The organism is Bradyrhizobium sp. AUGA SZCCT0177 (genome assembly GCF_018130125.1).
In the GTDB taxonomy this organism is placed as follows: Bacteria; Pseudomonadota; Alphaproteobacteria; order Rhizobiales; family Xanthobacteraceae; genus Bradyrhizobium.
Genome location: NZ_JAFCMA010000006.1, coordinates 26,684 through 45,722, shown reverse-complemented (window position 1 = coordinate 45,722; position 19,039 = coordinate 26,684). Strand labels below are relative to the sequence as shown.

Sequence of the window (19,039 nt, the reverse complement as noted above, 5' to 3'; positions counted from 1 at the left end):
CCTACCAAGAGCTTGAAAAAGCTCACAGCATCCCAAATCGTCGTCTTAGTTGGTCGCGCCCCTGGTCTCCTTCAGGAACTCGTCGATCAGCCCTTGGCCGACGCGGCCGGCGACATCCTTGTAGATCGACTCCATCGCCTTGCGCATCGCAGCGTCCTGCTCCGGCGTCAGCGTGACGATCTCCGTCTTGCCGCTCTTCTTGATGTCGGCGAGCGCTTCGTCGTTTTCCTTCTGCGACTGGCCGTTGCCGTAAGCGGTGGCTTCCTTCATGGCCTTGTCCAGCTGGACACGAATATCATCCGGCAGGCCGTCCCAGAACTTCTTGTTCACCACCACGATATAGCCGATGTAACCGTGGTTGGTGACGGTGATATGCTTCTGCACCTCGTGCATTTTCTGGGTGTAGATGTTCGACCAGGAATTTTCCTGACCGTCGACGACGCCGGTCTGCAGCGCCTGATACACTTCGGAGAACGCCATCACCTGCGGGATCACGCCCAGCGCACGCATCTGCGCCTCGATCACTTTCGACGACTGGATGCGGAATTTGAGGCCCTTGTAGTCGGCCGGCGTGATCAGCTTCTTGTTGGCGCTCATCTGCTTGAAGCCGTTGTCCCAATAGGCGAGACCGGTCATTCCCTTGGCATCGAGCAGCTTCAGCAGCTTTGCGCCGAGCGGCCCGTCGGTGACTTTGCGCAGCGTCTTCAGGTCGGGGAGGATGTACGGCAGATCGAACACCTCGAATTCCTTGACGCCGATCGGCCCGAACTTGGCGCTTGATGGCGCCAGCATCTGCACCGCGCCGAGCTGCAGCGCCTCCAGCTCTTCCTTGTCCTTGTAGAGCTGCGAATTCGGGTAGACCTCGACCTTGACCTTGCCGCCCGTGTACTTCTCGGCCAGTTCCTTGAATTTCTCCGACGCCAGCCCCTTCGGCGTGTTCGGCGCCACGACATGGCTGAGCTTGATGACGATCGGCGACTGCGCCGAGGCCGGGCTCGCCAGGGCCAAAGCTGCAATCGATGCCGCAGCCAAAATCAATTTGCGCATGTTTCCTCCCAATTTATTTTTGCGGAGCGCGAACACCCGGCTCCGAAGCTTGTATGCCACCGAACCAATACAGAGAAGCCGGGCAAAACGCCATTGCCCGTTAGCAGGGGCCGGTCTTTGGAGGTTTGCTGCAGCGCAAAATGCGACATCCTGTCCATCCACGGTGTTCACCAAAGAGGCGGTTTGCTGCTTCGCAATGCAGGGACATGGTTCAGGGACATGGTTCCGCGCCCTCGCCGCGCGATGCGCCCGAGCTTTGCCAGAAACTCCTTGCCCTCTCATGAGAGGGCGCAGGGAAGACCGGGTGCGCGCTGCACCCGCGGTCTCGCGTGCGGTTTGCACAAAACAAAGTGCACACGAGCATACAGGGCAGCGGAGAACACCCGGCCTTCCCTGCGCAATGGCTTTACGGCTTATGCCGTGATCTCCCCGGAGACGAGTTCTTGGTTGACTCCGTCACCGTCGGTTCAGCTCACGCTTAGCCGACGGCTTGACGCCAGCAACGGGCGCCAGGACCACACGGTTTTGCCGTACGCTCATCCACGCCGTCGTCTCAGCGTAAACCAGCGTCCACCGCAACCCGTCCAACGTCCGTGACGACGGCCGACGCCCTCTGAGTGGGACGGGATGGGCAAAACAAATATCCCTGATTTGCCTTCTGGTAAACAGAAATATTTTTTATTTCGGGGCTTGACACGATTTCCGCAAATCGGAAATGATTTGCCCGACGGGCAACAGCCCCCACGGCAAGCGAACACGACGCAGTAAGATCCTAGATCATCCGGTAGCCCCTGTAAGCTACTCCACCGTCGCCCAAATAACCCGTCCCAACGGGGGCAATCCATGCTTCCCTTGCGCGGCGCGATGGATTGTTTCGCGGAGCCTGTCATCGGGCGCGCATTCGCGCGACCCGGTGGCTCGCAATCCGGTGGCTCGCAATGACGAGGAAATGGCTTCGCATCCCGCAGCGCGATGCACCGAGCTGTGAATGGTTTGACCCGCACCTTCCACAAGCCGCGAACTGCCGATACACTGCACCGGCGCTACCGAGAGTGGAAAGGACGTACGATGGCCGATGTCACCGTCAACGCCGGCACCCCGTCAAGCAGCGTCGAACCTAGCCTTCACAGGGTCATGGGCCCCTGGCTGCTCCTCCTGTTTATCGTCGGCGACATTCTCGGAACCGGGATCTATGCGCTGACGGGCCAGGTCGCCAAGCAGGTAGGCGGGGTGGTCTGGCTGCCCTTCGTGGTGGCATTCGTGGTCGCGCTGGTGACCGCGTTCAGCTATCTCGAACTGGTCACGAAATATCCGAAAGCGGCGGGAGCCGCCCTCTATACCCACAAGGCTTTCGGCATCCATTTCATCACGTTCATCGTCGCGTTTGCGGTGATGTGCTCGGGGATCACCTCGGCATCGACGGCTTCCCGGGCGTTCGCTGCGAACATGTCGCATGCGATGGGGCTCGGTCTGACGGGGTTTGGCATCACCGTCACGGGTCTTGCTTTCATGGCGGTCGTTGCAGCGGTCAATTTCCGTGGCGTCGGCGAAAGCGTGAAAGCCAATGTGGTGCTCACCTGCGTCGAGCTGACCGGACTGCTGATCATTATCGTCATCGGCCTTTGGGCCATCGGCCTCGGCCAGGGCGATGTGTCGCGCGTGATGCAGTTTCGCTCAACCCCGGACGGCGGCATGTTCTGGCCGGTGGTCGCAGCGACCACGCTCGCGTTCTTTGCCATGGTGGGCTTTGAGGATTCGGTCAACATGGCCGAGGAATGCAAGGATCCAACCCGCCACTTCCCAAAAGTGCTGCTTGCGGGCCTTGCGATTACCGGTGTCATCTATGTTCTGGTCTCGATTTCCGCGATCACGCTGGTGGCTCCGGAGCAATTGGGCGAAGGCGAGACCCCTCTTCTGCAAGTGGTTCAAAAAGGCGCGCCCGGTTTCCCGCTCTGGATCTTCGGCTTCATCACCATGTTCGCGGTGGCGAACAGCGCGCTCATCAACATGCTGATGGCGAGCCGCCTTGTGTATGGCATGAGCCGCGAGCATGTGCTTCCGCCCACCCTCGGCAAGGTGCACCAGACGCGGCGCACGCCCTATGTCGCGATTGGCTTCACGACGCTCCTGGCATTCGGACTGATCACCTTTGTCGGCGAGGTGCCGGCGCTCGGAGGCACCACGGCGCTGCTTTTGTTGTGCGTGTTCACGGTGGTCAATGTTGCGGTGCTGGTGCTTCGGCGCGACCCTGTCGATCATCAGCATTTCCGCACGCCGACCATTCTGCCGATCCTGGGGGCGGTGTTCTGCGCCTTCCTGACCGGTCCCTGGACCGGCCGTGACCCTGTGCAGTACCGCATCGCCGGCGTTCTGCTCGCGGTCGGCGTCGTTCTCTGGTTCGTCACGGTCATGGTCAACCGCGCGACCGGGGTGAAGCGCGCGGACCCGGATGCGGAAAATCTGGGTCGCGGCGGGCCCGTCAACTAAGCGGCGATCGCCGTTGCGATTTGCGGATCCGGCCGCTGCCGCAGGCCGGAACTGGCCTTGCCGACCACGCCGGGCATTCAGGTTCCAACGCCTGGAAAGAAGGCATTCGCACGCCTACATTGGCGGTGACCAGATCGAAATGAAGGATGACCCGATGTCGGCGGTGCCGGAAGTAAAATCCGCGGACGCAAGCATCCAGGCAACCGTCATCAGCACCATCGTGCTCGGCTTTGCAGCCGACCCGATGACGCGCTGGGTTTGGCCCGACCCGTCCGAATACCTCAAGGTGATGCCGCGATTCGTCAAAGCCTTTGGCGGCCGGGCATTCGAGCATGGCACAGCCGACATCACCGAACACGCTCGCGCCGCCGCCCTGTGGCTACCGCCAGGCGTCGAGCCCGACGACACGGCGATGGGCGCAGTCATGGAGGGCTCCCTGCGCCCGGAGATCGCCGACGATGTTGGCGTGCTGATGAAGGGCATGGCCGAACATCATCCGCATGAGCCGCATTGGTACCTGCCGCTTTTTGCCGCCGATCCGAAATGGATCGGGCAAGGGCTCGGCGCGCTACTGATGAAACACGCGCTTCGACGCTGCGACGAGCAGGGCACCGCCACCTACCTCGAAAGCTCGAACCCGCGCAACATTTCCCTGTACGAACGCCACGGCTTCAAGATCATCGGCAGGATACAAAGCGGCTCGTCTCCCGCATTGACGCCAATGCTGCGGGCGCGGCGCTGAGCCACAGTGCGGATTGGTTCAACGGATCCGCACACACCCTGCAGAGTTCGTGACGTGGATCACACCCTCGGCTGAGCGCCCGTTCTAGCCTCCCCGGCACGGTGGATGAGGCGTCCATCGCTTGAGAGGAGATCAACGGATGCAGAACGATCACGAGTTGAACATCGACGAGCTGTCCGCGGTGTACGGAGGCATGGCTACGTCCAGGGACGGCACGATGCCCTATCCCAAGCCTTCGCCGATGGATCAGCTCATCAAGTGGATTCTCGGCATGTTCAAATGACAACGGTCCGCGGAGCGGACTGAATCAACAGTCCGCCCTGCGGCCCTTGGCCGGCTTCACGGCGTCATTCCGTCGATCGCTGGTTGGGCTGCCGATTGCGGCGGCCCATTTCCTGTTTCCCCAACAACGCTTTTGCACATTCAGCGCGATAGTGATCACCGCCCCTGTCCACGGTGGCGCGGCAGCGTGCTAGCCTTGCTCCGGTATCGCCGGAAACTGTCGGAGGAAACCCTTGATGGGCAAGCGGATCAGTCGCTGCATCGAACTGTTGGAGCAGGATCAGGCGATCTATTATGACGGCCCGCACAGCGGCCATGTGTTGACCCATGCGCAAGGCCGCATCGATGCCGGGACCTGGGCCGACTACATGAATGTCGGCATGGAGCACGGCGCATTCGATATGACCGGCCTTGCCGCGTACATGCGCGGCATGATCGATGCCGGGCCGACACGTTCGGGGCACCGCACGCCGACTGTCATTGTCGAGGCGCCGGTGAATGGCATCGACGCCGCACATGTGCGTTACAACGCCTGGCAGTTCCGCCAGATCCTCGGCCGCGGCGTGCATGGCATCCTGCTGTGCCAGGCGGAAACCGCCGACGCGGTGCGGGCCTTCGTTGAATCCTGCCGCTATCCGCACAACACTGATGGCGTCGATCCCGAAATCCCCTCGCCGCTGGCACGGATGGCGGGAGCGATACGCGCAAAAGACGGCGGCACCGACGCCGCCGGTCGCAAGCTGCTCGGCATCGGCACACGGGGGCGCGGATCGGAGACAACGGCCGCCCCGGTCTGGGGCCTGACCACCGAAGAATATATGGCGCGCTGCGATCCTTGGCCGCTCAATCCGAAAGGTGAACTGCTGCTGGGCGTGAAGCTGGAAAGCCCCGAGGGCGTCGCCAATTGCGAGGAGATCCTTAGCGTGCCCGGACTGGGATTTGCCGAGATCGGCCCGGGCGACCTCAGTCTTTCGCTCGGCTATCGCGAAATTCCCCGCGAACCCTTTCCGCGGGAAATGCAGGCGGCGCGCGACCGCATTCTGGCGGCCTGCCGCAACAACGGCGTCGCATTCCTGCAAGGCTGCACCGCGGACAACATCACGACACGAATTGACGAAGGCGTGCGCGTAATCGCGGGGCATAGCCAGGCCGCCGCCATCAAGGGCCGGGCACACCAGAAGCGGAAGCTGCCGGTGTAGCCGGAGCGGATTGGGGCGGCCCCTGGATCACGCCGGAGGGCGGGCTTTCGGCAATGGCCCCATGCGGGCAAGCACCTCGTTCGGCACCCCGTAAAGCTTAATCACGTGGTCGATCTTGTTGAGACCGCAGGCCTCGCGCTGCACGACGAAGAGCCAGAGCGCATACCCCGCCTGTTCGACGAGACGATCGCGGACTTTTCGATCGGGATTCGCCGTCCGCGGACATGCGGCAAGTTCCGTCAGCGCGGCCTCGAGCCGTCGTCCAAGCCGTCCGAGCGCCGACGCCCTCTCCTCGGCGATCTCGTATTGGAGAGTTGCGTATCCGGATTGAAGTAGGTTCAACGCCATATCGGCGCGCTCCGAAAAATGGCCTGTCAATTAGCTCTTATAATATTGGCCGGTACGGGACCGTTCAAGACACGCGTGCCGCTAATCCTCGTTCGCCTTGAACCGGCCCAGCCCCTGCATCACGAACGGCGCAACCAGCGCGATCAGCGCGATGCCGAGCAGCGTCGCCGACATCGGGCTTTGCAGCAGCGCCATGGGATCGCCGAGGCTGATCGACATCGCGCGGCGCAACTGGCTTTCGGCGATCGGCCCTAGGATGAGACCGACCACGACAGGCGCGATCGGAAAATCGAACCGGCGCATCAGGAAGCCCATCACGCCGAAACCCGCCAGCATCGACAGTTCGACCACCGACGGTTTTGCTGCGATCGTGCCGGTGGTCGCAAACACCAGAATGCCGGCGTAAAGCCACGGCTGCGGGATCGCGAGCAGTTTCACCCACAGGCCGACCAGCGGCAGGTTGAGCACCAGCAGCATGACGTTGGCGATGAACAGGCTGGCGATCAGGCCCCACACCAGATCGGGCCGCTCGGCGAACAGCAGCGGTCCCGGGTTGAGGCCGTATTGCTGAAAGCCCGCCAGCATCATCGCGGCGGTAGCCGAGGTCGGAAGCCCCAGCGTCAAGAGCGGCACGAGGGTGCCGGCGGCGGATGCGTTGTTGGCGGCTTCCGGGCCCGCGACGCCTTCGATCGCGCCCTTGCCGAATTCCTCGGGGTGTTTCGACAGCCTCTTTTCCGTTGAGTAAGACAGAAAGGTTGGAATCTCCGCGCCGCCGGCGGGCAGCGCGCCGATCGGAAAACCGAACATGGTGCCGCGCAGCCACGGTTTCCACGACCGTTGCCAGTCCTCTTTGGTCATCCATAGCGAGCCGCGCACCGGCTCGAGCTTTTCTTCGGAGTGATGACGGCGCGAGACGACGTAGAGCGCCTCCCCCACCGCGAACAGGCCGACCGCCAGCGTCGTCACTTCGACGCCGTCGAGCAGTTCGGGGATGCCGAAGGTGAGCCGGGGCTGCCCGGTGAGCTTGTCGATGCCGACGAGCCCGAGCGTCAGCCCGATGAACAGGCTGGTCAGTCCGCGAATCGGCGAACTTCCGAAGGTTGCCGACACGGTGACGAAAGCCACGCACATCAACGCAAAATAATCTTCCGGCCCGAAGTGCACCGCGAAGTCGACCAGCCAAGGCGCCAGAAAGGCGAGACCAATGGTGGCGATGGTGCCGGCGACAAACGAGCCGATTGCGGCGGTCGCCAGTGCAGGCCCGCCGCGGCCGGCCTTGGCCATCTTGTTCCCCTCCAGCGCGGTCGCCATCGATGCGCTCTCGCCGGGCGTGTTGATGAGGATGGCGGTGGTGGATCCGCCATACATGCCGCCATAATAGATGCCGGCGAACATGATCAGCGAACCGCCGGGATCGAGCTTGTAGGTCACCGGCAGCAGCAAGGCGACGGTGAGCGCAGGCCCTATGCCGGGCAACACGCCAACCGCGGTGCCGAGCAACACGCCGATCAACGCATAGAGCATGTTCATGGGCTGGATAGCGACAGCCATGCCGTTAGCGAGTGCGACGAAGGCATCCATCAAAACAGCCTTTCCAGTGGGCCGGCGGGAAGGCTCAACGTCAGCAGGCGACTGAAGGCGACATAGATCAGGGTGGTCATGACGAAGCCGATGGCGAGATCGGTGAGAATGGCGCGCCGCCCGAAGGCCGTCGCCGTGGCGACGAACAATGCCGTGGTCGCCGGGATAAAGCCGCCGCCAAGACCGATGATGGCGATCAGCAGCGCCAACCCGCCGAGAATCAGCCACACCGCTTTGGCATCGGCGCTCTCGCGTGCCGGCAGATTGCCGCGCAACGCCTCGACCAGATTGCCGATCGCGAGAATGCCGAGCCCCACGGCGATGACAACAGGCATCACGTGGGGCCCCATGCCGTAGGGATTGTTGGATTGCAGCTGGCTCGCGTCCCACACCAGCACCGCGGCCAACGCCGCAAGCGCGAGCGCAATGACCACGCCCGCGGAATCGATGCGCCGCTCCGCCGCCCCCTGCGGAAGGTCGCTCATGATTTGACCAGGCCGACCGACTTCAGCACGTCGGTAACGCGCACCGTTTCCTTCTTCAGGAAATCCGCGAACGCGTCGCCGGAAAGATAAGCGTCGTCCCAGCCCTTCTGCTTGAGAACCTCTTTCCAGGCGTCGGACTTGACCATCTTCTCCACCGCATCGCTCAGCGTCTTCTTCTGTTCCGCCGTGATGCCGGGAGGCGCCATCACCGCGCGCCAGTTGGCCAGCACGAGGTCAATGCCCTGCTCCTTGAAGGTCGGAATATCGCTGCCGGGGATCCGCTTTTCCGAGGTCACGCCGATCGCGCGCAGTTTGCCGGACTTGATCTGACCGTCATATTCGCTCATTCCCGAAATGCCCGCGGTGACCTTCCCGCCAAGGATGGCCGCCAGCGACTCGCCGCCTCCGGAAAACGGGATGTAGTTGACCTTCTTGGCGTCGGCGCCGACGGCGCCCGCGAACAATGCCGCCATCACGTGGTCGACGCCGCCGGCCGAGCCGCCGGCAAAGGTGACCTTGGCGATATCGGCCTTGAGCGCGGCGGCCAGATCCTGCGCCGTCTTGATCGGCGAATTCGCCGGCACGACGATGACCTGGATCTCCTCGGTGAGGCGTGCAATCGGCGTCACCTGTTCGAGCGTGACCGGCGATTTGTTCATGGCGAGCGCGCCGACCATGACGAAGCCGTTCACCATCATCTGGTTACCGTCGCCCTTGGCGCCGTTGACGAACTGCGCGATGCCGACGCTGCCGCCCGCGCCGGCAACGTTGGTGACCTGGACGCTGCGCGCGATACCGGCGGCGACAAACGCCTGCTGCATCGCACGGGCGGTCTGATCCCATCCGCCGCCGGGCGCTGCGGGCGCCATCAGCTTGAGTTCGAGCTGCTGCGACAGCGCCGGGCTACCTGCCGCGAGCGTCAGCGCGACCGCCGCGCCGATGAGGCGCGTATAAAACGGGATCATGGGAGTTCCTCCAGGCTGATGCAGATGGCTACGCATTTGCCGCATCGTGTCATTTCGTCGCATATCAGCCGGAAAAGTCGCCGCTGTCCAGACGGACTGTTCGCCGTCGTGATGTTCCGCAGCGAAAACGTGGGGCGGTATTGCCTGCCGACCGGCCCTGGACGTCCGGCGGCGTTTTCGCCGAAATTTCCGCTGCTCAGGCCGGTTTCGGCGCCGGCATCACGCCGCCGAGCGCCACCGTCAGTTCGGCCGCCACCTCGCGCACGGTCTGGCCCAGCGACGGCAGGCGATCGTCGGTGAGACGGCCGGTCATGCCGGAAACCGAGATCGCGGCGAGCGGCTCGCTGCAATCGTTGTAGACCACGGCGGCGATGCAGCGCAGGCCCATGCAGGCTTCCTCGTCGTCGATGGCAAAACCCTGGCGGCGGACTTTTTCGAGCTCCTTGAACAGATCGCTCGGCCGCACGATCGACTTTTCGGTCAGGCGCGGCATGCCGTGATGGCGGATGATCGCGTTGACGTCCTCGTCGGACCAGGTCGCGAGCACGGCCTTGCCGACGCCGGACGCCACCATCGCGACGCGGCCGCCGACTTGTGTCAATGACCGCATGATTTCGCGGCTTTCCATCCGCGTCAGCACGACGATGAACTCGTCATCGACGACCGCAAGATTGGCGGTCTCGCGCGTCAGGTCGCGCAATTTGCGTAAGTAAGGCACGGCCTGCGCGGAAAAATTGCGGCGGCGGGCGAAGGTCGCGCCGACGGTAAAGGCGCGCGCGCCGACATGCCATTTCGATTCGGTGCGGTCGAACTGCACGAAGCGCCGGCTTTCCAGCGTCGACAGCAACCGGTGCACGGTCGAAGTCGACAACCCCGTGCGGATCGCAAGATCGCTCAGGCGATAGCCCTCGTCGTCCTCGGCGAGCGTTTCGATGATCGAGAGCGCGCGATCGACGGACTGCACGCCGCCGTCTCTCGACTCGGCCTCACTGTCGGGGGCGGATTTCGGCTCGAGTGGTTTGCGCCGGATCACGTTTCGCTTCATCGCGACCTGCCCGTTCTCCCTCGCCCCGCTTGCGGGGAGAGGGTCGGGGTGAGGGGGAGCTTCCACAAGGACGGTGAGAATTGGACTCGCGGAGAATCCCCCCTCACCCGAATTCGAGCTCCGCTCGAATTCGACCTCTCCCCGCAAGCGGGGAGAGGTTAACAGTCGTCGCCAGCTCAGAGCAGGCCCGCGCCGCGCGCCCATTTGTACTTGGCGCCCAGCACTTCGACCGGCAGTTCGGTCGAGTAGGCATAGGCCGGGATGCCGTTCTGGTAGAGATATTCGGCGGCCTCCTCGACCTCGACATCGCCGGCGAGCGAGGCGACGATCGGCTTCACAAAGCCCTTGGCCTCCATCTCCTTCTTCACCTCGACCATGTTACGGGCGAACACCATCGGCGGCGTGACGATGGTGTGCCAGTAGCCGAGGATCAGCGAGTGGATGCGATCGTCCGACAGGCCGAGCTTGACGGTGTTGACGTAGGTGATCGGCGGCTCGCCGCCGGTGATATCCACAGGATTTCCGGCCGCGCCGAACGGCGGAATGAATTTCCGGAACGCCGTATCGAGATCCGGCGGCATCGCCATCAGCGACAGGCCATTATCGACACAGGAGTCCGACAGCAGCACGCCGGAGCCGCCGGCACCGGTGATGATCAGGATGTTTTCGCCCTTCGGCGTCGGCAACACAGGCACGCCGCGCGCGAATTCGAGCAACTGGCGCAGCGAGCGGGCCCGGATCACGCCTGATTGCGCAAAGACATCCTCGTAGATCTTGTCGTTGCCGGCGAGCGCGCCGGTGTGCGACGAGGCCGCCTTGGCGCCGGCCGAGGTACGGCCGGCCTTGAGCACCACCACCGGCTTCTTCTTGGAGACGCGCTTGGCGGCTTCGGCGAAGGCGCGGCCGTCTTTCAGGTCCTCGCAATGCTGCGCGATGATCGCCGTGTTCGGATCCTGCTCGAAGAAAGCCAGCAGGTCATCCTCGTCGATGTCGGACTTGTTGCCGAGGCCGACGATCGCGGAGACGCCCATCTTGGCCGAGCGCGAGAAGCCGATGATCGCCATGCCGATGCCGCCGGATTGCGACGACAGCGCCGCCGAGCCCTTGACGTCATAGGCGGTACAGAACGTGGCGCAGAGATTGGCGGGCGTATAATAGAAGCCGTAGATATTCGGCCCCATCAAACGGACATTATACTTCTTGCCGATCTCGACGATTTCTTCCTGGAGCTCGGGCGCGCCGGCTTCGGCAAAGCCCGACGGAATCAGGACCGCGCCGGGAATTTTCTTCTCGCCGCATTCGACCAATGCGCCGGCGACGAATTTTGCCGGGATCGCGAACACAGCGGTGTCGATCACGCCGGGAACGTCCTTGACGCTCTTATAGGCCTTGTAACCCAGGATCTCCGCGGCCTTGGGATGGATCGGATAGATATCGCCTTTATAGCCGCCGTTGATCAGGTTCTTCATCACGGAGTTGCCGATCTTGCCGTCCTCGGCGGAGGCGCCGATCACGGCGACCGCCTTTGGCTGCATGATGCGGTTCATCGCGGTGACGATTTCTTCGGTCGGGCGCGGCGCCGGACGCGGCTTGTAGTCGAAGTCGACGACGATACGCACGTCAGCGGCGATCGCGTCGTTCTTGGTGGCGAATACCGGATTGAGATCCAGTTCGACGATTTCGGGGAAGTCGCTGACGAGCTGCGATACTTTGACGATGACTGCGGCCAGCGCTTCGCGGTTGACCGGATCGCCGCCGCGCACGCCCTTCAGCATGTCATGGGCCTGGATGCCGTCGAGCATCGACAGCGCGTCGTCCTTGGTGGCAGGCGCCAGACGGAAAGTGATGTCTTTCAAAACTTCGACCAGCACGCCGCCGAGGCCGAAGGCCACCAGCTTGCCGAACGAGCCGTCGGTGATCGAGCCGACGATGACCTCGGTGCCGCCGGCCAGCATCTGCTGGACCTGGATGCCCTCGATCTTGGCGTCCGCCTTGTACTTCTTTGCGTTGGCGAGAATGGTCTCGTAATTCTTTTCCGCATCCGCCGCGGTCTTGACGCCGACCATGATGCCGCCGGCCTCGGTCTTGTGGAGAATGTCCGGCGAGACGATCTTCATCACGACCGGGAATCCCATGTCGGCCGCGAGCTTGGCGGCCTCGGCCGCCGATTTGGCGACGCCCTCCTTCGGAACCGGAATTCCGTAGGCATCGCAGACCAGTTTGCCCTCCGGGGCCGTCAGGCTGGTGCGCTTATCGGCCTTCACCGCATCGAGAACTTTGCGGACCGCATCTTTGGGATTCGACATGGACTTCCTCCTGGGGCATATTTTATGGCATTTGGTATGCCAGCGCGGAGAAAGTCAAGTCACCTGATACCCCGGAAACGCTGAAAATACTGTCAACTTGACATGGTGGTATTTGGTATGCCAAAAATATTAGACGTTATTCCTGTTACAACTGGTCTCCCACCGGAGGAGACGAATCGTGCCCGCACGCAAACAACCCAAGGCCACGCCTGCCATGGCTGATGCAGATATCGCAATCGTTCGGATTGCACCTGAGACGAGCTTCAAGAACAAGGCCTATGAAGCCTTGAAGGAAGCTATTCTCAAGATGGATATCTATGCGACGCCCGAGCAGGTGATGCTCGACGAACGCGCGTTGTCCGAACGCCTCGGCGTCAGCCGCACCCCCATTCGCGAAGCCATCGCGATGCTGGAACAGGACGGCTTCGTCAAAACCGTGCCACGCCGCGGCATCGTCGTGGTCCGCCGCACCAAGACCGAGATCGTCGATATGATCCGCGCCTGGGCGGCGCTCGAGAGCATGGCCGCGCGCCTGATCACCACCACCGCGCGCAAGAAAGACATCACGGCGCTGCGCGATTTCTTCAAGGATTTCGGCAAGGACCGCCTGCCGCAGGACCACGTCGAGGAATATTCGAAGGCCAATATCGCCTTCCACCAGGCGCTGATCTCGCTCTCGGAGTCGCCGGTGCTGGTCGATATGACCAACGACATCCTGCTGCATGTGCGCGGCTACCGGCAATTGACGATCGGCCGTACCGATCGCACCGCGACCTCGCTGCCCGAACATCTGGGCATGATCGAAGCGCTCGAAGCGCGCGATACCGAACTCGCCGAAAAGCGCGCACGCGATCACACGCTGGGCCTCGCCGCTTATGTCGAAGCGCATGGCCAAGAACTCTTTAGCTAGAGGACTGTTTAGTTAGAGAATTACCTAGTTAGAACGACTTCACAGCAGAAGACGATCAACTCGTCCGAACCACACACGATCAGGGAGAAAGTGGAATGTCCGTAACCGCAGCCAAGAGCATCGATACCAATCAAGCCGAGCGCGAGCTCACCGACGGCTTTAATCTCATGATCGATGCGCTGAAGCTCAACGGCCTTACCACGATCTACGGCGTGCCCGGCATTCCGATCACGGATTTCGGCCGCATGGCGCAGGCCGCGGGCATTCGCGTGATCTCGTTCCGCCACGAACAGAATGCCGGCAACGCCGCCTCGATCGCCGGCTACCTGACCAAGAAGCCCGGCGTCTGCCTCACGGTTTCGGCGCCCGGTTTTCTCAACGGCCTCACGGCCCTCGCCCACGCCACCACCAACTGCTTCCCGATGATCCTGATATCCGGCTCGTCCGAGCGCGAGATCGTCGACCTGCAGCAGGGCGACTATGAAGAGATGGATCAGCTCGCGATCGCAAAGCCGCTGTGCAAGGCCGCGTTCCGCGTGTTGCATGCGCAGGACATCGGCATTGGCCTAGCACGTGCGATCCGCGCCGCGGTCTCGGGCCGTCCCGGCGGTGTCTATCTCGATCTGCCCGCGAAACTGTTCGGTCAGGTGATGGATGCCGAGGCCGGACAGAAGTCTCTGGTGAAGGTGATCGACGCCGCTCCGGCGCAGATCCCCGCCCCGTCAGCGGTGAAACGCGCGCTCGACGTGCTCAAGGGCGCAAAGCGTCCGCTGATCATCCTCGGCAAGGGTGCGGCCTACGCGCAAGCCGATGATGAGATCAAGAGCTTCGTCGAGAAGAGCGGCATTCCGTTCCTGCCCATGAGCATGGCCAAGGGACTGCTGCCCGACACCCATCCGCAGTGCGCGGGCGCTGCGCGCTCGACCGTTCTGAAAGACGCCGACGTCGTGATGCTGATCGGTGCGCGCCTCAACTGGCTGTTGTCGCACGGCAAGGGCAAGTCCTGGGGCGAAGCGCCGAAGAAGTTCATCCAGATCGACATCGAGCCGAAGGAAATGGATTCCAACGTCGAGATCGTCGCTCCCGTGGTCGGCGACATCGGCTCCTGCGTCTCGGCGCTGCTCGAAGGCATGGGCGCGAACTGGGCGGCGGCGCCTTCCGACTGGACCGGCGCGGTGACCAAGAAGCGCGAAGAGAACGTCGCCAAGATGGCGCCGCGGCTGATGAACAACAATTCGCCGATGGATTATCACGGCGCGCTCGGCGTGCTCAGAACCATCATCAAGGAACGGCCCGACGCCATCCTCGTCAACGAAGGCGCCAACACGCTCGATCTCGCCCGCGGCGTCATCGACATGTACCAGCCGCGCAAGCGCATCGACGTCGGCACCTGGGGCGTGATGGGTATCGGCATGGGCTATTGCATCGCCGCCGCGATCGAGACCGGCAAGCCGGTGCTCGCGGTCGAAGGCGACTCGGCGTTCGGTTTCTCCGGCATGGAGGTCGAGACCATCTGCCGCTACAATTTGCCGGTCTGCATCGTGATCTTCAACAATGACGGCATCTATCGCGGCACCGACGTGAACTCGGTTGGTTCGGATCCGGCGCCCACGGTGTTCGTCAAGGGCTCGCGCTACGACAAGATGATGGAAGCGTTCGGCGGCGTCGGCGTCCACGCCACATCCCCGGATGAACTGAAGCGCGCGGTCAACGCCGCGATGGATTCCGGCAAGCCGACGCTGATCAACGCGGTGATCGATCCCGCGGCCGGCTCCGAAAGCGGCCGCATCGGCAACCTCAATCCGCAAAGCGTGCTGAAGAAGAAGTAATCCAATCACTTTCCAATCCATCCTGCGCGTTGCAGGGCAGACAGAGTACGGAGCATAGACGATGACAAAGGCGCTGAAGGGCGTTCGCATTCTCGATTTCACCCACGTCCAGTCGGGACCGACCTGCACGCAGTTGCTGGCCTGGTTCGGCGCCGACGTGATCAAGGTCGAGCGTCCCGGCGTCGGCGACATCACGCGCGGCCAGCTGCAGGACATTCCCAATGTGGACAGCCTGTATTTCACCATGCTGAACCACAACAAGCGTTCGATCACGCTCGACACCAAGAACCCGAAGGGCAAGGAAGTCCTGACCGCACTGATCAAGAATTGCGACGTGCTGGTGGAGAATTTCGGCCCCGGCGTGCTCGACCGCATGGGCTTCCCCTGGGAGAAGATCCACGCCATCAACCCGAAGATGATCGTTGCCTCGATCAAGGGCTTTGGCCCCGGACCTTACGAAGATTGCAAGGTGTATGAGAACGTCGCCCAGTGCACCGGCGGCGCGGCGTCGACCACCGGCTTCCGCGACGGCTTGCCGCTGGTCACCGGCGCGCAGATCGGCGACAGCGGCACCGGGTTGCATCTCGCGCTCGGCATCGTCACCGCGCTCTATCAGCGCACCGTCACCGGCCAGGGCCAGAAGGTCACCGCGGCGATGCAGGACGGCGTGCTCAATCTCGCGCGCGTAAAACTGCGCGACCAGCAGCGCCTCGCCCATGGCCCGCTGAAGGAATACAGCCAGTTCGGCGAAGGCATTCCGTTCGGCGACGCGGTGCCGCGCGCCGGCAACGATTCCGGCGGCGGCCAGCCCGGCCGCATCCTCAAGTGCAAGGGCTGGGAGACCGATCCCAACGCCTACATCTATTTCATCACCCAGGCGCCGGTGTGGGAGAAGATTTGCGACGTGATCGGCGAACCCGGCTGGAAGACCCACGCCGATTACGCCAAGCCGCCTGCCCGGCTGTCGCGCCTCAACGAAATCTTCGCCCGCATCGAGCAGTGGACGATGACGAAGACAAAATTCGAGGCGATGGAAATCCTCAACAAGGACGACATCCCCTGCGGCCCGATCCTGTCGATGAAGGAGATCATCGAGGACGAGTCGCTGCGCGCAACCGGCACCGTGGTCGAGGTCGATCACCCGACCCGCGGCAAGTATTTTTCGGTCGGCAATCCGATCAAGATGTCGGATTCACCTTCCGAGGTGACGCGTTCGCCGCTGCTCGGCGAGCACACCGACGAAATCCTGCGCCAGGTGCTCGGCTTCAGCGATCACCAGGTGGCCGAGATCCACGACTCCGGCGCACTCGAGCCGCCGCGCAAGCAGGCGGCCGAATAAACCGCCTTATCTGCCGAATTCTGCCAAAGGCCGCCGGTTTCCGGCGGCCTTTTTGTTATTGGGAACGAACGGCTCGATCTATGTTGCATTGCAGAAGACTAATTGCTGCTATGCAAACAAATGCGTTGTTTCTGGCATCTGGTATACATAAATTCCCTTCAGATCACGAAGCGGAACCACTCCGCGACTCAGAAAAGGGGACCAAATGTCCAAGACCGCCTCCATCAGCCTCGTACCCTCCAGCAGTTTCTTTGGCCGGCTGATGGCTTCCATCGACCGCCTGCTGACCGCGAGCACCCGCATCGCCAATCGCAACGGCGACCTCCCCCGTTTCGGTCTCTGAGCACGCTAAGGCGCAGTAGAGACTGCGTTTTCAGGCTCGACCACTTCAGGTTTCCTCCCAGACTAAGGGCCCCGGTTTTCCGGGGCCCCTTTTTTTGGCATCGCCCCTAAGCACTCCGGGCCAGGCGCCAACTGCGACAAATTAGCCTGAGCTATGCTCTGGCATCATTATTCGTTTGCAGTATTGGCATATCGCATACCAATATGTCCTCCAAGCGTTCCGGCCCAACAACGAACGGAGGCGATCAGGAGGATGGCGGCAGGCTCTTCGGCGCCTAGGCGGCGATATCAGCAGGCGGTGCCGCGGTTCGCAGTTCAGACTTATCCGAAAGACGCGGATGCTGCGCCGAGCGGTCAGGCTTACAGTTCACAAAGGTCTGCAACCCTGACCTGCAATGCCATCTGACCAAACCTCATGAGATAATTGGACAAGTGGGGAAATCCGGCTGGATCAGAAGTGTTGAGTTAAGAGTTGAGTTAAAGACAAAGCCGGCAAAGAACGGCGCATTTAAATTTTACGGGGAGTACGTCAAATGAAGCATTCTGTCTTGCAGACCGCGTTAGCCGCGATTGCCGTGTTCGGCGCGGGCACTATGACCGCCTCCGCCGCATGGGAGCCGGTTCGCCCGGTTGAATTCATCGTACCCGCCGGCACCGGCGGCGGCGCCGACCAGATGGCTCGTACCATCCAGGGCATCGTGACAAAACACAGCCTGATGAAGCAGCCGATGGTCGTCATCAACAAGTCAGGTGGCGCCGGCGGCGAAGGCTTTCTCGACGTCAAGGGTTCGGGAAACAATCCCCACAAGATCATCATCACCCTGTCCAACCTGTTCACGACACCGCTTGCGACAGGCATTCCCTTCAGCTGGAAGGACATGACGCCGGTCGCGATGCTGGCGCTCGACGAGTTCGTGCTCTGGGTCAATGCCGAGAAGCCCTACACCACCGTCAAGGACTACGTCGATGCCGTGAAGCAGGCACCCGCCGGCGGCATGAAGATGGGCGGCACCGGATCGAAGCAGGAAGACCAGATCATCACGGTCGCGCTCGAGAAGGCGACCGGCACCAAGTTCACCTACATTCCCTACAAGGGCGGCGGAGAAGTCGCGGTCCAGCTGGTCGGCAACCACGTCGATTCAACGGTCAACAATCCGATCGAGGCAGTCGCGCAATGGCGCGGCGGCAAACTTCGTCCGCTCTGCGTGTTCGACGGCAAGCAGATGGCCTATGACGAAGTCGTCGCGGACGGCAAAGGCTGGAAGGATATTCCGACCTGCAAGTCGCAGGGCCTCGACATCGAATATCTGATGCTGCGCGGCATCTTCATGTCGCCCAAAGCCACCAAGGATCAGGTCGAATATTACGTCGAGCTGTTCAAGAAGGTGCGGGCCACGCCGGAGTGGCAGGATTTCATGAAGAGCGGCGCCTTCAACACCACGTTCCTGACCGGGCCTGAATACGCCAAATGGGTCGAGACGGAAGAGAAGCGCCACGAAACCCTGATGAAAGAAGCCGGTTTCCTCGCTACCCCCGGAAACTGACCTTTAGTCACGTCGCGTACACCGGCGAATGCGCAGCGCATGAAGCGCTGCGAACCCAGAACCGTGATTCCGGATGGAGTTTGAATGACTACGAATAGCCCGCACGCCGGCCCGACCCACAAGGCCGTGGAAGCCGGCGTCACGCTGCTGATCGCGTTGTTCGGCGCGATCGTCGTCTACGGCAGCCTGAAGGCCGGAATCAATTGGGGTGCGGAGGGACCGCGTGCCGGTTTCTTCCCGTTCTACATCGGGATCTTCATTATCGCCTCCAGCGCGATCAATCTGTGGAACGGGCTGCGTGACGGGGACGACGGGCTGTTCGCGGAATGGGGACAGCTGCGCCAGGTCCTGAGCGTCGTCATACCGACCGCGATCTATGTCGGCGTGATGCCGTTCACCGGCCTCTATCTCGCCTCCATCATCTTCATCGGCTGGTTCATGCGATGGCTCGGCAAATACAGCTGGCTCGTGGTCACCGCCGTGGCGCTCGGCATGCCGATCGTCACTTACCTGATTTTCGAACGCTGGTTTCTGGTCCCGCTTCCAAAGGGACCGATCGAGGAATGGCTCGGTCTCTAGAAATCTCGT

General features: G+C 62.3%; 17 protein-coding genes. 10 read left to right on the top strand and 7 right to left on the bottom strand.

Annotated elements, in window-relative coordinates; all coding sequences use genetic code 11:
• Positions 1-45: 45 nt before the first annotated feature.
• Positions 46-1,047 (bottom strand): TRAP transporter substrate-binding protein, encoded by a 1,002-nt coding sequence (locus JQ597_RS08850; RefSeq protein ID WP_212263817.1) that lies wholly within the window; start codon positions 1,045-1,047, stop codon positions 46-48.
• 1,068 nt (positions 1,048-2,115) lie between these two features.
• Between JQ597_RS08850 and JQ597_RS08845 the strand changes: the two genes are divergently transcribed.
• The 4 genes from JQ597_RS08845 (at position 2,116) to JQ597_RS08830 (ending at position 5,757) form a co-directional block, all read left to right on the top strand.
• Positions 2,116-3,534, top strand: coding sequence for an APC family permease (locus tag JQ597_RS08845; protein WP_249133807.1), 1,419 nt, complete (start codon positions 2,116-2,118; stop codon positions 3,532-3,534).
• Between the two features lie 154 nt (positions 3,535-3,688).
• Positions 3,689-4,276: a GNAT family N-acetyltransferase gene (locus tag JQ597_RS08840; protein WP_212263816.1), complete on the top strand. Its 588-nt coding sequence runs from the start codon at positions 3,689-3,691 to the stop codon at positions 4,274-4,276.
• Between the two features lie 139 nt (positions 4,277-4,415).
• The gene (locus JQ597_RS08835; protein WP_192734361.1) at positions 4,416-4,559 is read left to right on the top strand and encodes a bacteriocin; all 144 of its coding nucleotides are present in this window, start codon (positions 4,416-4,418) and stop codon (positions 4,557-4,559) included.
• Between the two features lie 235 nt (positions 4,560-4,794).
• Positions 4,795-5,757 (top strand): aldolase/citrate lyase family protein, encoded by a 963-nt coding sequence (locus JQ597_RS08830; RefSeq protein WP_212263815.1) that lies wholly within the window; start codon positions 4,795-4,797, stop codon positions 5,755-5,757.
• Positions 5,758-5,784: 27 nt separating this feature from the next.
• Here JQ597_RS08830 and JQ597_RS08825 read toward each other — a convergent pair whose 3' ends face one another.
• From JQ597_RS08825 to JQ597_RS08800, 6 genes are all read right to left on the bottom strand, one after another.
• Positions 5,785-6,105: a DUF6665 family protein gene (locus JQ597_RS08825; RefSeq protein ID WP_212263814.1), complete on the bottom strand. Its 321-nt coding sequence runs from the start codon at positions 6,103-6,105 to the stop codon at positions 5,785-5,787.
• A gap of 81 nt (positions 6,106-6,186) precedes the next feature.
• Complete coding sequence (locus JQ597_RS08820) at positions 6,187-7,686, bottom strand: tripartite tricarboxylate transporter permease (protein ID WP_192734358.1); 1,500 nt, start codon at positions 7,684-7,686, stop codon at positions 6,187-6,189.
• Positions 7,686-8,171 (bottom strand): tripartite tricarboxylate transporter TctB family protein, encoded by a 486-nt coding sequence (locus tag JQ597_RS08815; RefSeq protein ID WP_212263813.1) that lies wholly within the window; start codon positions 8,169-8,171, stop codon positions 7,686-7,688. Before JQ597_RS08815 ends, JQ597_RS08820 begins: the two co-directional genes overlap by 1 nt.
• Positions 8,168-9,136: a Bug family tripartite tricarboxylate transporter substrate binding protein gene (locus tag JQ597_RS08810; RefSeq protein WP_192734356.1), complete on the bottom strand. Its 969-nt coding sequence runs from the start codon at positions 9,134-9,136 to the stop codon at positions 8,168-8,170. Before JQ597_RS08810 ends, JQ597_RS08815 begins: the two co-directional genes overlap by 4 nt.
• Positions 9,137-9,332: 196 nt before the next feature.
• The gene (locus JQ597_RS08805; RefSeq protein ID WP_212263812.1) at positions 9,333-10,181 is read right to left on the bottom strand and encodes an IclR family transcriptional regulator; all 849 of its coding nucleotides are present in this window, start codon (positions 10,179-10,181) and stop codon (positions 9,333-9,335) included.
• 176 nt (positions 10,182-10,357) lie between these two features.
• A complete protein-coding gene (locus tag JQ597_RS08800; protein WP_212263811.1) occupies positions 10,358-12,487 on the bottom strand; it encodes an acetate--CoA ligase family protein in 2,130 nt (709 codons plus the stop codon).
• A gap of 214 nt (positions 12,488-12,701) precedes the next feature.
• Between JQ597_RS08800 and JQ597_RS08795 the strand changes: the two genes are divergently transcribed.
• From JQ597_RS08795 to JQ597_RS08770, 6 genes are all read left to right on the top strand, one after another.
• Positions 12,702-13,397, top strand: coding sequence for a GntR family transcriptional regulator (locus JQ597_RS08795; RefSeq protein ID WP_212263995.1), 696 nt, complete (start codon positions 12,702-12,704; stop codon positions 13,395-13,397).
• A 95-nt stretch (positions 13,398-13,492) separates the two neighbouring features.
• Positions 13,493-15,226 carry an oxalyl-CoA decarboxylase gene (gene oxc / locus JQ597_RS08790; protein WP_212205590.1) on the top strand — a complete coding sequence of 578 codons (1,734 nt, stop codon included), beginning with the start codon at positions 13,493-13,495 and terminating at the stop codon, positions 15,224-15,226.
• A gap of 61 nt (positions 15,227-15,287) precedes the next feature.
• Complete coding sequence (gene frc / locus JQ597_RS08785) at positions 15,288-16,565, top strand: formyl-CoA transferase (RefSeq protein ID WP_212263810.1); 1,278 nt, start codon at positions 15,288-15,290, stop codon at positions 16,563-16,565.
• 205 nt (positions 16,566-16,770) lie between these two features.
• On the top strand, positions 16,771-16,908 hold the full coding sequence (locus JQ597_RS08780; RefSeq protein ID WP_212263809.1) for a hypothetical protein: 138 nt from the start codon (positions 16,771-16,773) through the stop codon (positions 16,906-16,908).
• Positions 16,909-17,440: 532 nt separating this feature from the next.
• Positions 17,441-18,451, top strand: a complete 1,011-nt coding sequence (locus JQ597_RS08775) for a Bug family tripartite tricarboxylate transporter substrate binding protein (RefSeq protein WP_212263808.1) — start codon at positions 17,441-17,443, stop codon at positions 18,449-18,451.
• Positions 18,452-18,535: 84 nt separating this feature from the next.
• On the top strand, positions 18,536-19,030 hold the full coding sequence (locus tag JQ597_RS08770) for a tripartite tricarboxylate transporter TctB family protein (protein ID WP_212263807.1): 495 nt from the start codon (positions 18,536-18,538) through the stop codon (positions 19,028-19,030).
• Positions 19,031-19,039: the final 9 nt, after the last annotated feature.

What these genes read in the sequence shown, in the direction of transcription:
- JQ597_RS08820 (WP_192734358.1), bottom strand. Translation starts at nt 7,686, where the DNA reads ATGGATGCCTTCGTCGCACTCGCTAACGGCATGGCTGTCGCTATCCAG.
- JQ597_RS08775 (WP_212263808.1), top strand. Translation starts at nt 17,441, where the DNA reads ATGAAGCATTCTGTCTTGCAGACCGCGTTAGCCGCGATTGCCGTGTTC.
- JQ597_RS08780 (WP_212263809.1), top strand. Translation starts at nt 16,771, where the DNA reads ATGTCCAAGACCGCCTCCATCAGCCTCGTACCCTCCAGCAGTTTCTTT.
- JQ597_RS08845 (WP_249133807.1), top strand. Translation starts at nt 2,116, where the DNA reads ATGGCCGATGTCACCGTCAACGCCGGCACCCCGTCAAGCAGCGTCGAA.
- JQ597_RS08800 (WP_212263811.1), bottom strand. Translation starts at nt 12,487, where the DNA reads ATGTCGAATCCCAAAGATGCGGTCCGCAAAGTTCTCGATGCGGTGAAG.
- JQ597_RS08840 (WP_212263816.1), top strand. Translation starts at nt 3,689, where the DNA reads ATGTCGGCGGTGCCGGAAGTAAAATCCGCGGACGCAAGCATCCAGGCA.
- JQ597_RS08815 (WP_212263813.1), bottom strand. Translation starts at nt 8,171, where the DNA reads ATGAGCGACCTTCCGCAGGGGGCGGCGGAGCGGCGCATCGATTCCGCG.
- JQ597_RS08835 (WP_192734361.1), top strand. Translation starts at nt 4,416, where the DNA reads ATGCAGAACGATCACGAGTTGAACATCGACGAGCTGTCCGCGGTGTAC.
- JQ597_RS08795 (WP_212263995.1), top strand. Translation starts at nt 12,702, where the DNA reads ATGGCTGATGCAGATATCGCAATCGTTCGGATTGCACCTGAGACGAGC.
- JQ597_RS08830 (WP_212263815.1), top strand. Translation starts at nt 4,795, where the DNA reads ATGGGCAAGCGGATCAGTCGCTGCATCGAACTGTTGGAGCAGGATCAG.
- JQ597_RS08805 (WP_212263812.1), bottom strand. Translation starts at nt 10,181, where the DNA reads ATGAAGCGAAACGTGATCCGGCGCAAACCACTCGAGCCGAAATCCGCC.
- frc (WP_212263810.1), top strand. Translation starts at nt 15,288, where the DNA reads ATGACAAAGGCGCTGAAGGGCGTTCGCATTCTCGATTTCACCCACGTC.
- JQ597_RS08810 (WP_192734356.1), bottom strand. Translation starts at nt 9,136, where the DNA reads ATGATCCCGTTTTATACGCGCCTCATCGGCGCGGCGGTCGCGCTGACG.
- oxc (WP_212205590.1), top strand. Translation starts at nt 13,493, where the DNA reads ATGTCCGTAACCGCAGCCAAGAGCATCGATACCAATCAAGCCGAGCGC.
- JQ597_RS08825 (WP_212263814.1), bottom strand. Translation starts at nt 6,105, where the DNA reads ATGGCGTTGAACCTACTTCAATCCGGATACGCAACTCTCCAATACGAG.
- JQ597_RS08850 (WP_212263817.1), bottom strand. Translation starts at nt 1,047, where the DNA reads ATGCGCAAATTGATTTTGGCTGCGGCATCGATTGCAGCTTTGGCCCTG.
- JQ597_RS08770 (WP_212263807.1), top strand. Translation starts at nt 18,536, where the DNA reads ATGACTACGAATAGCCCGCACGCCGGCCCGACCCACAAGGCCGTGGAA.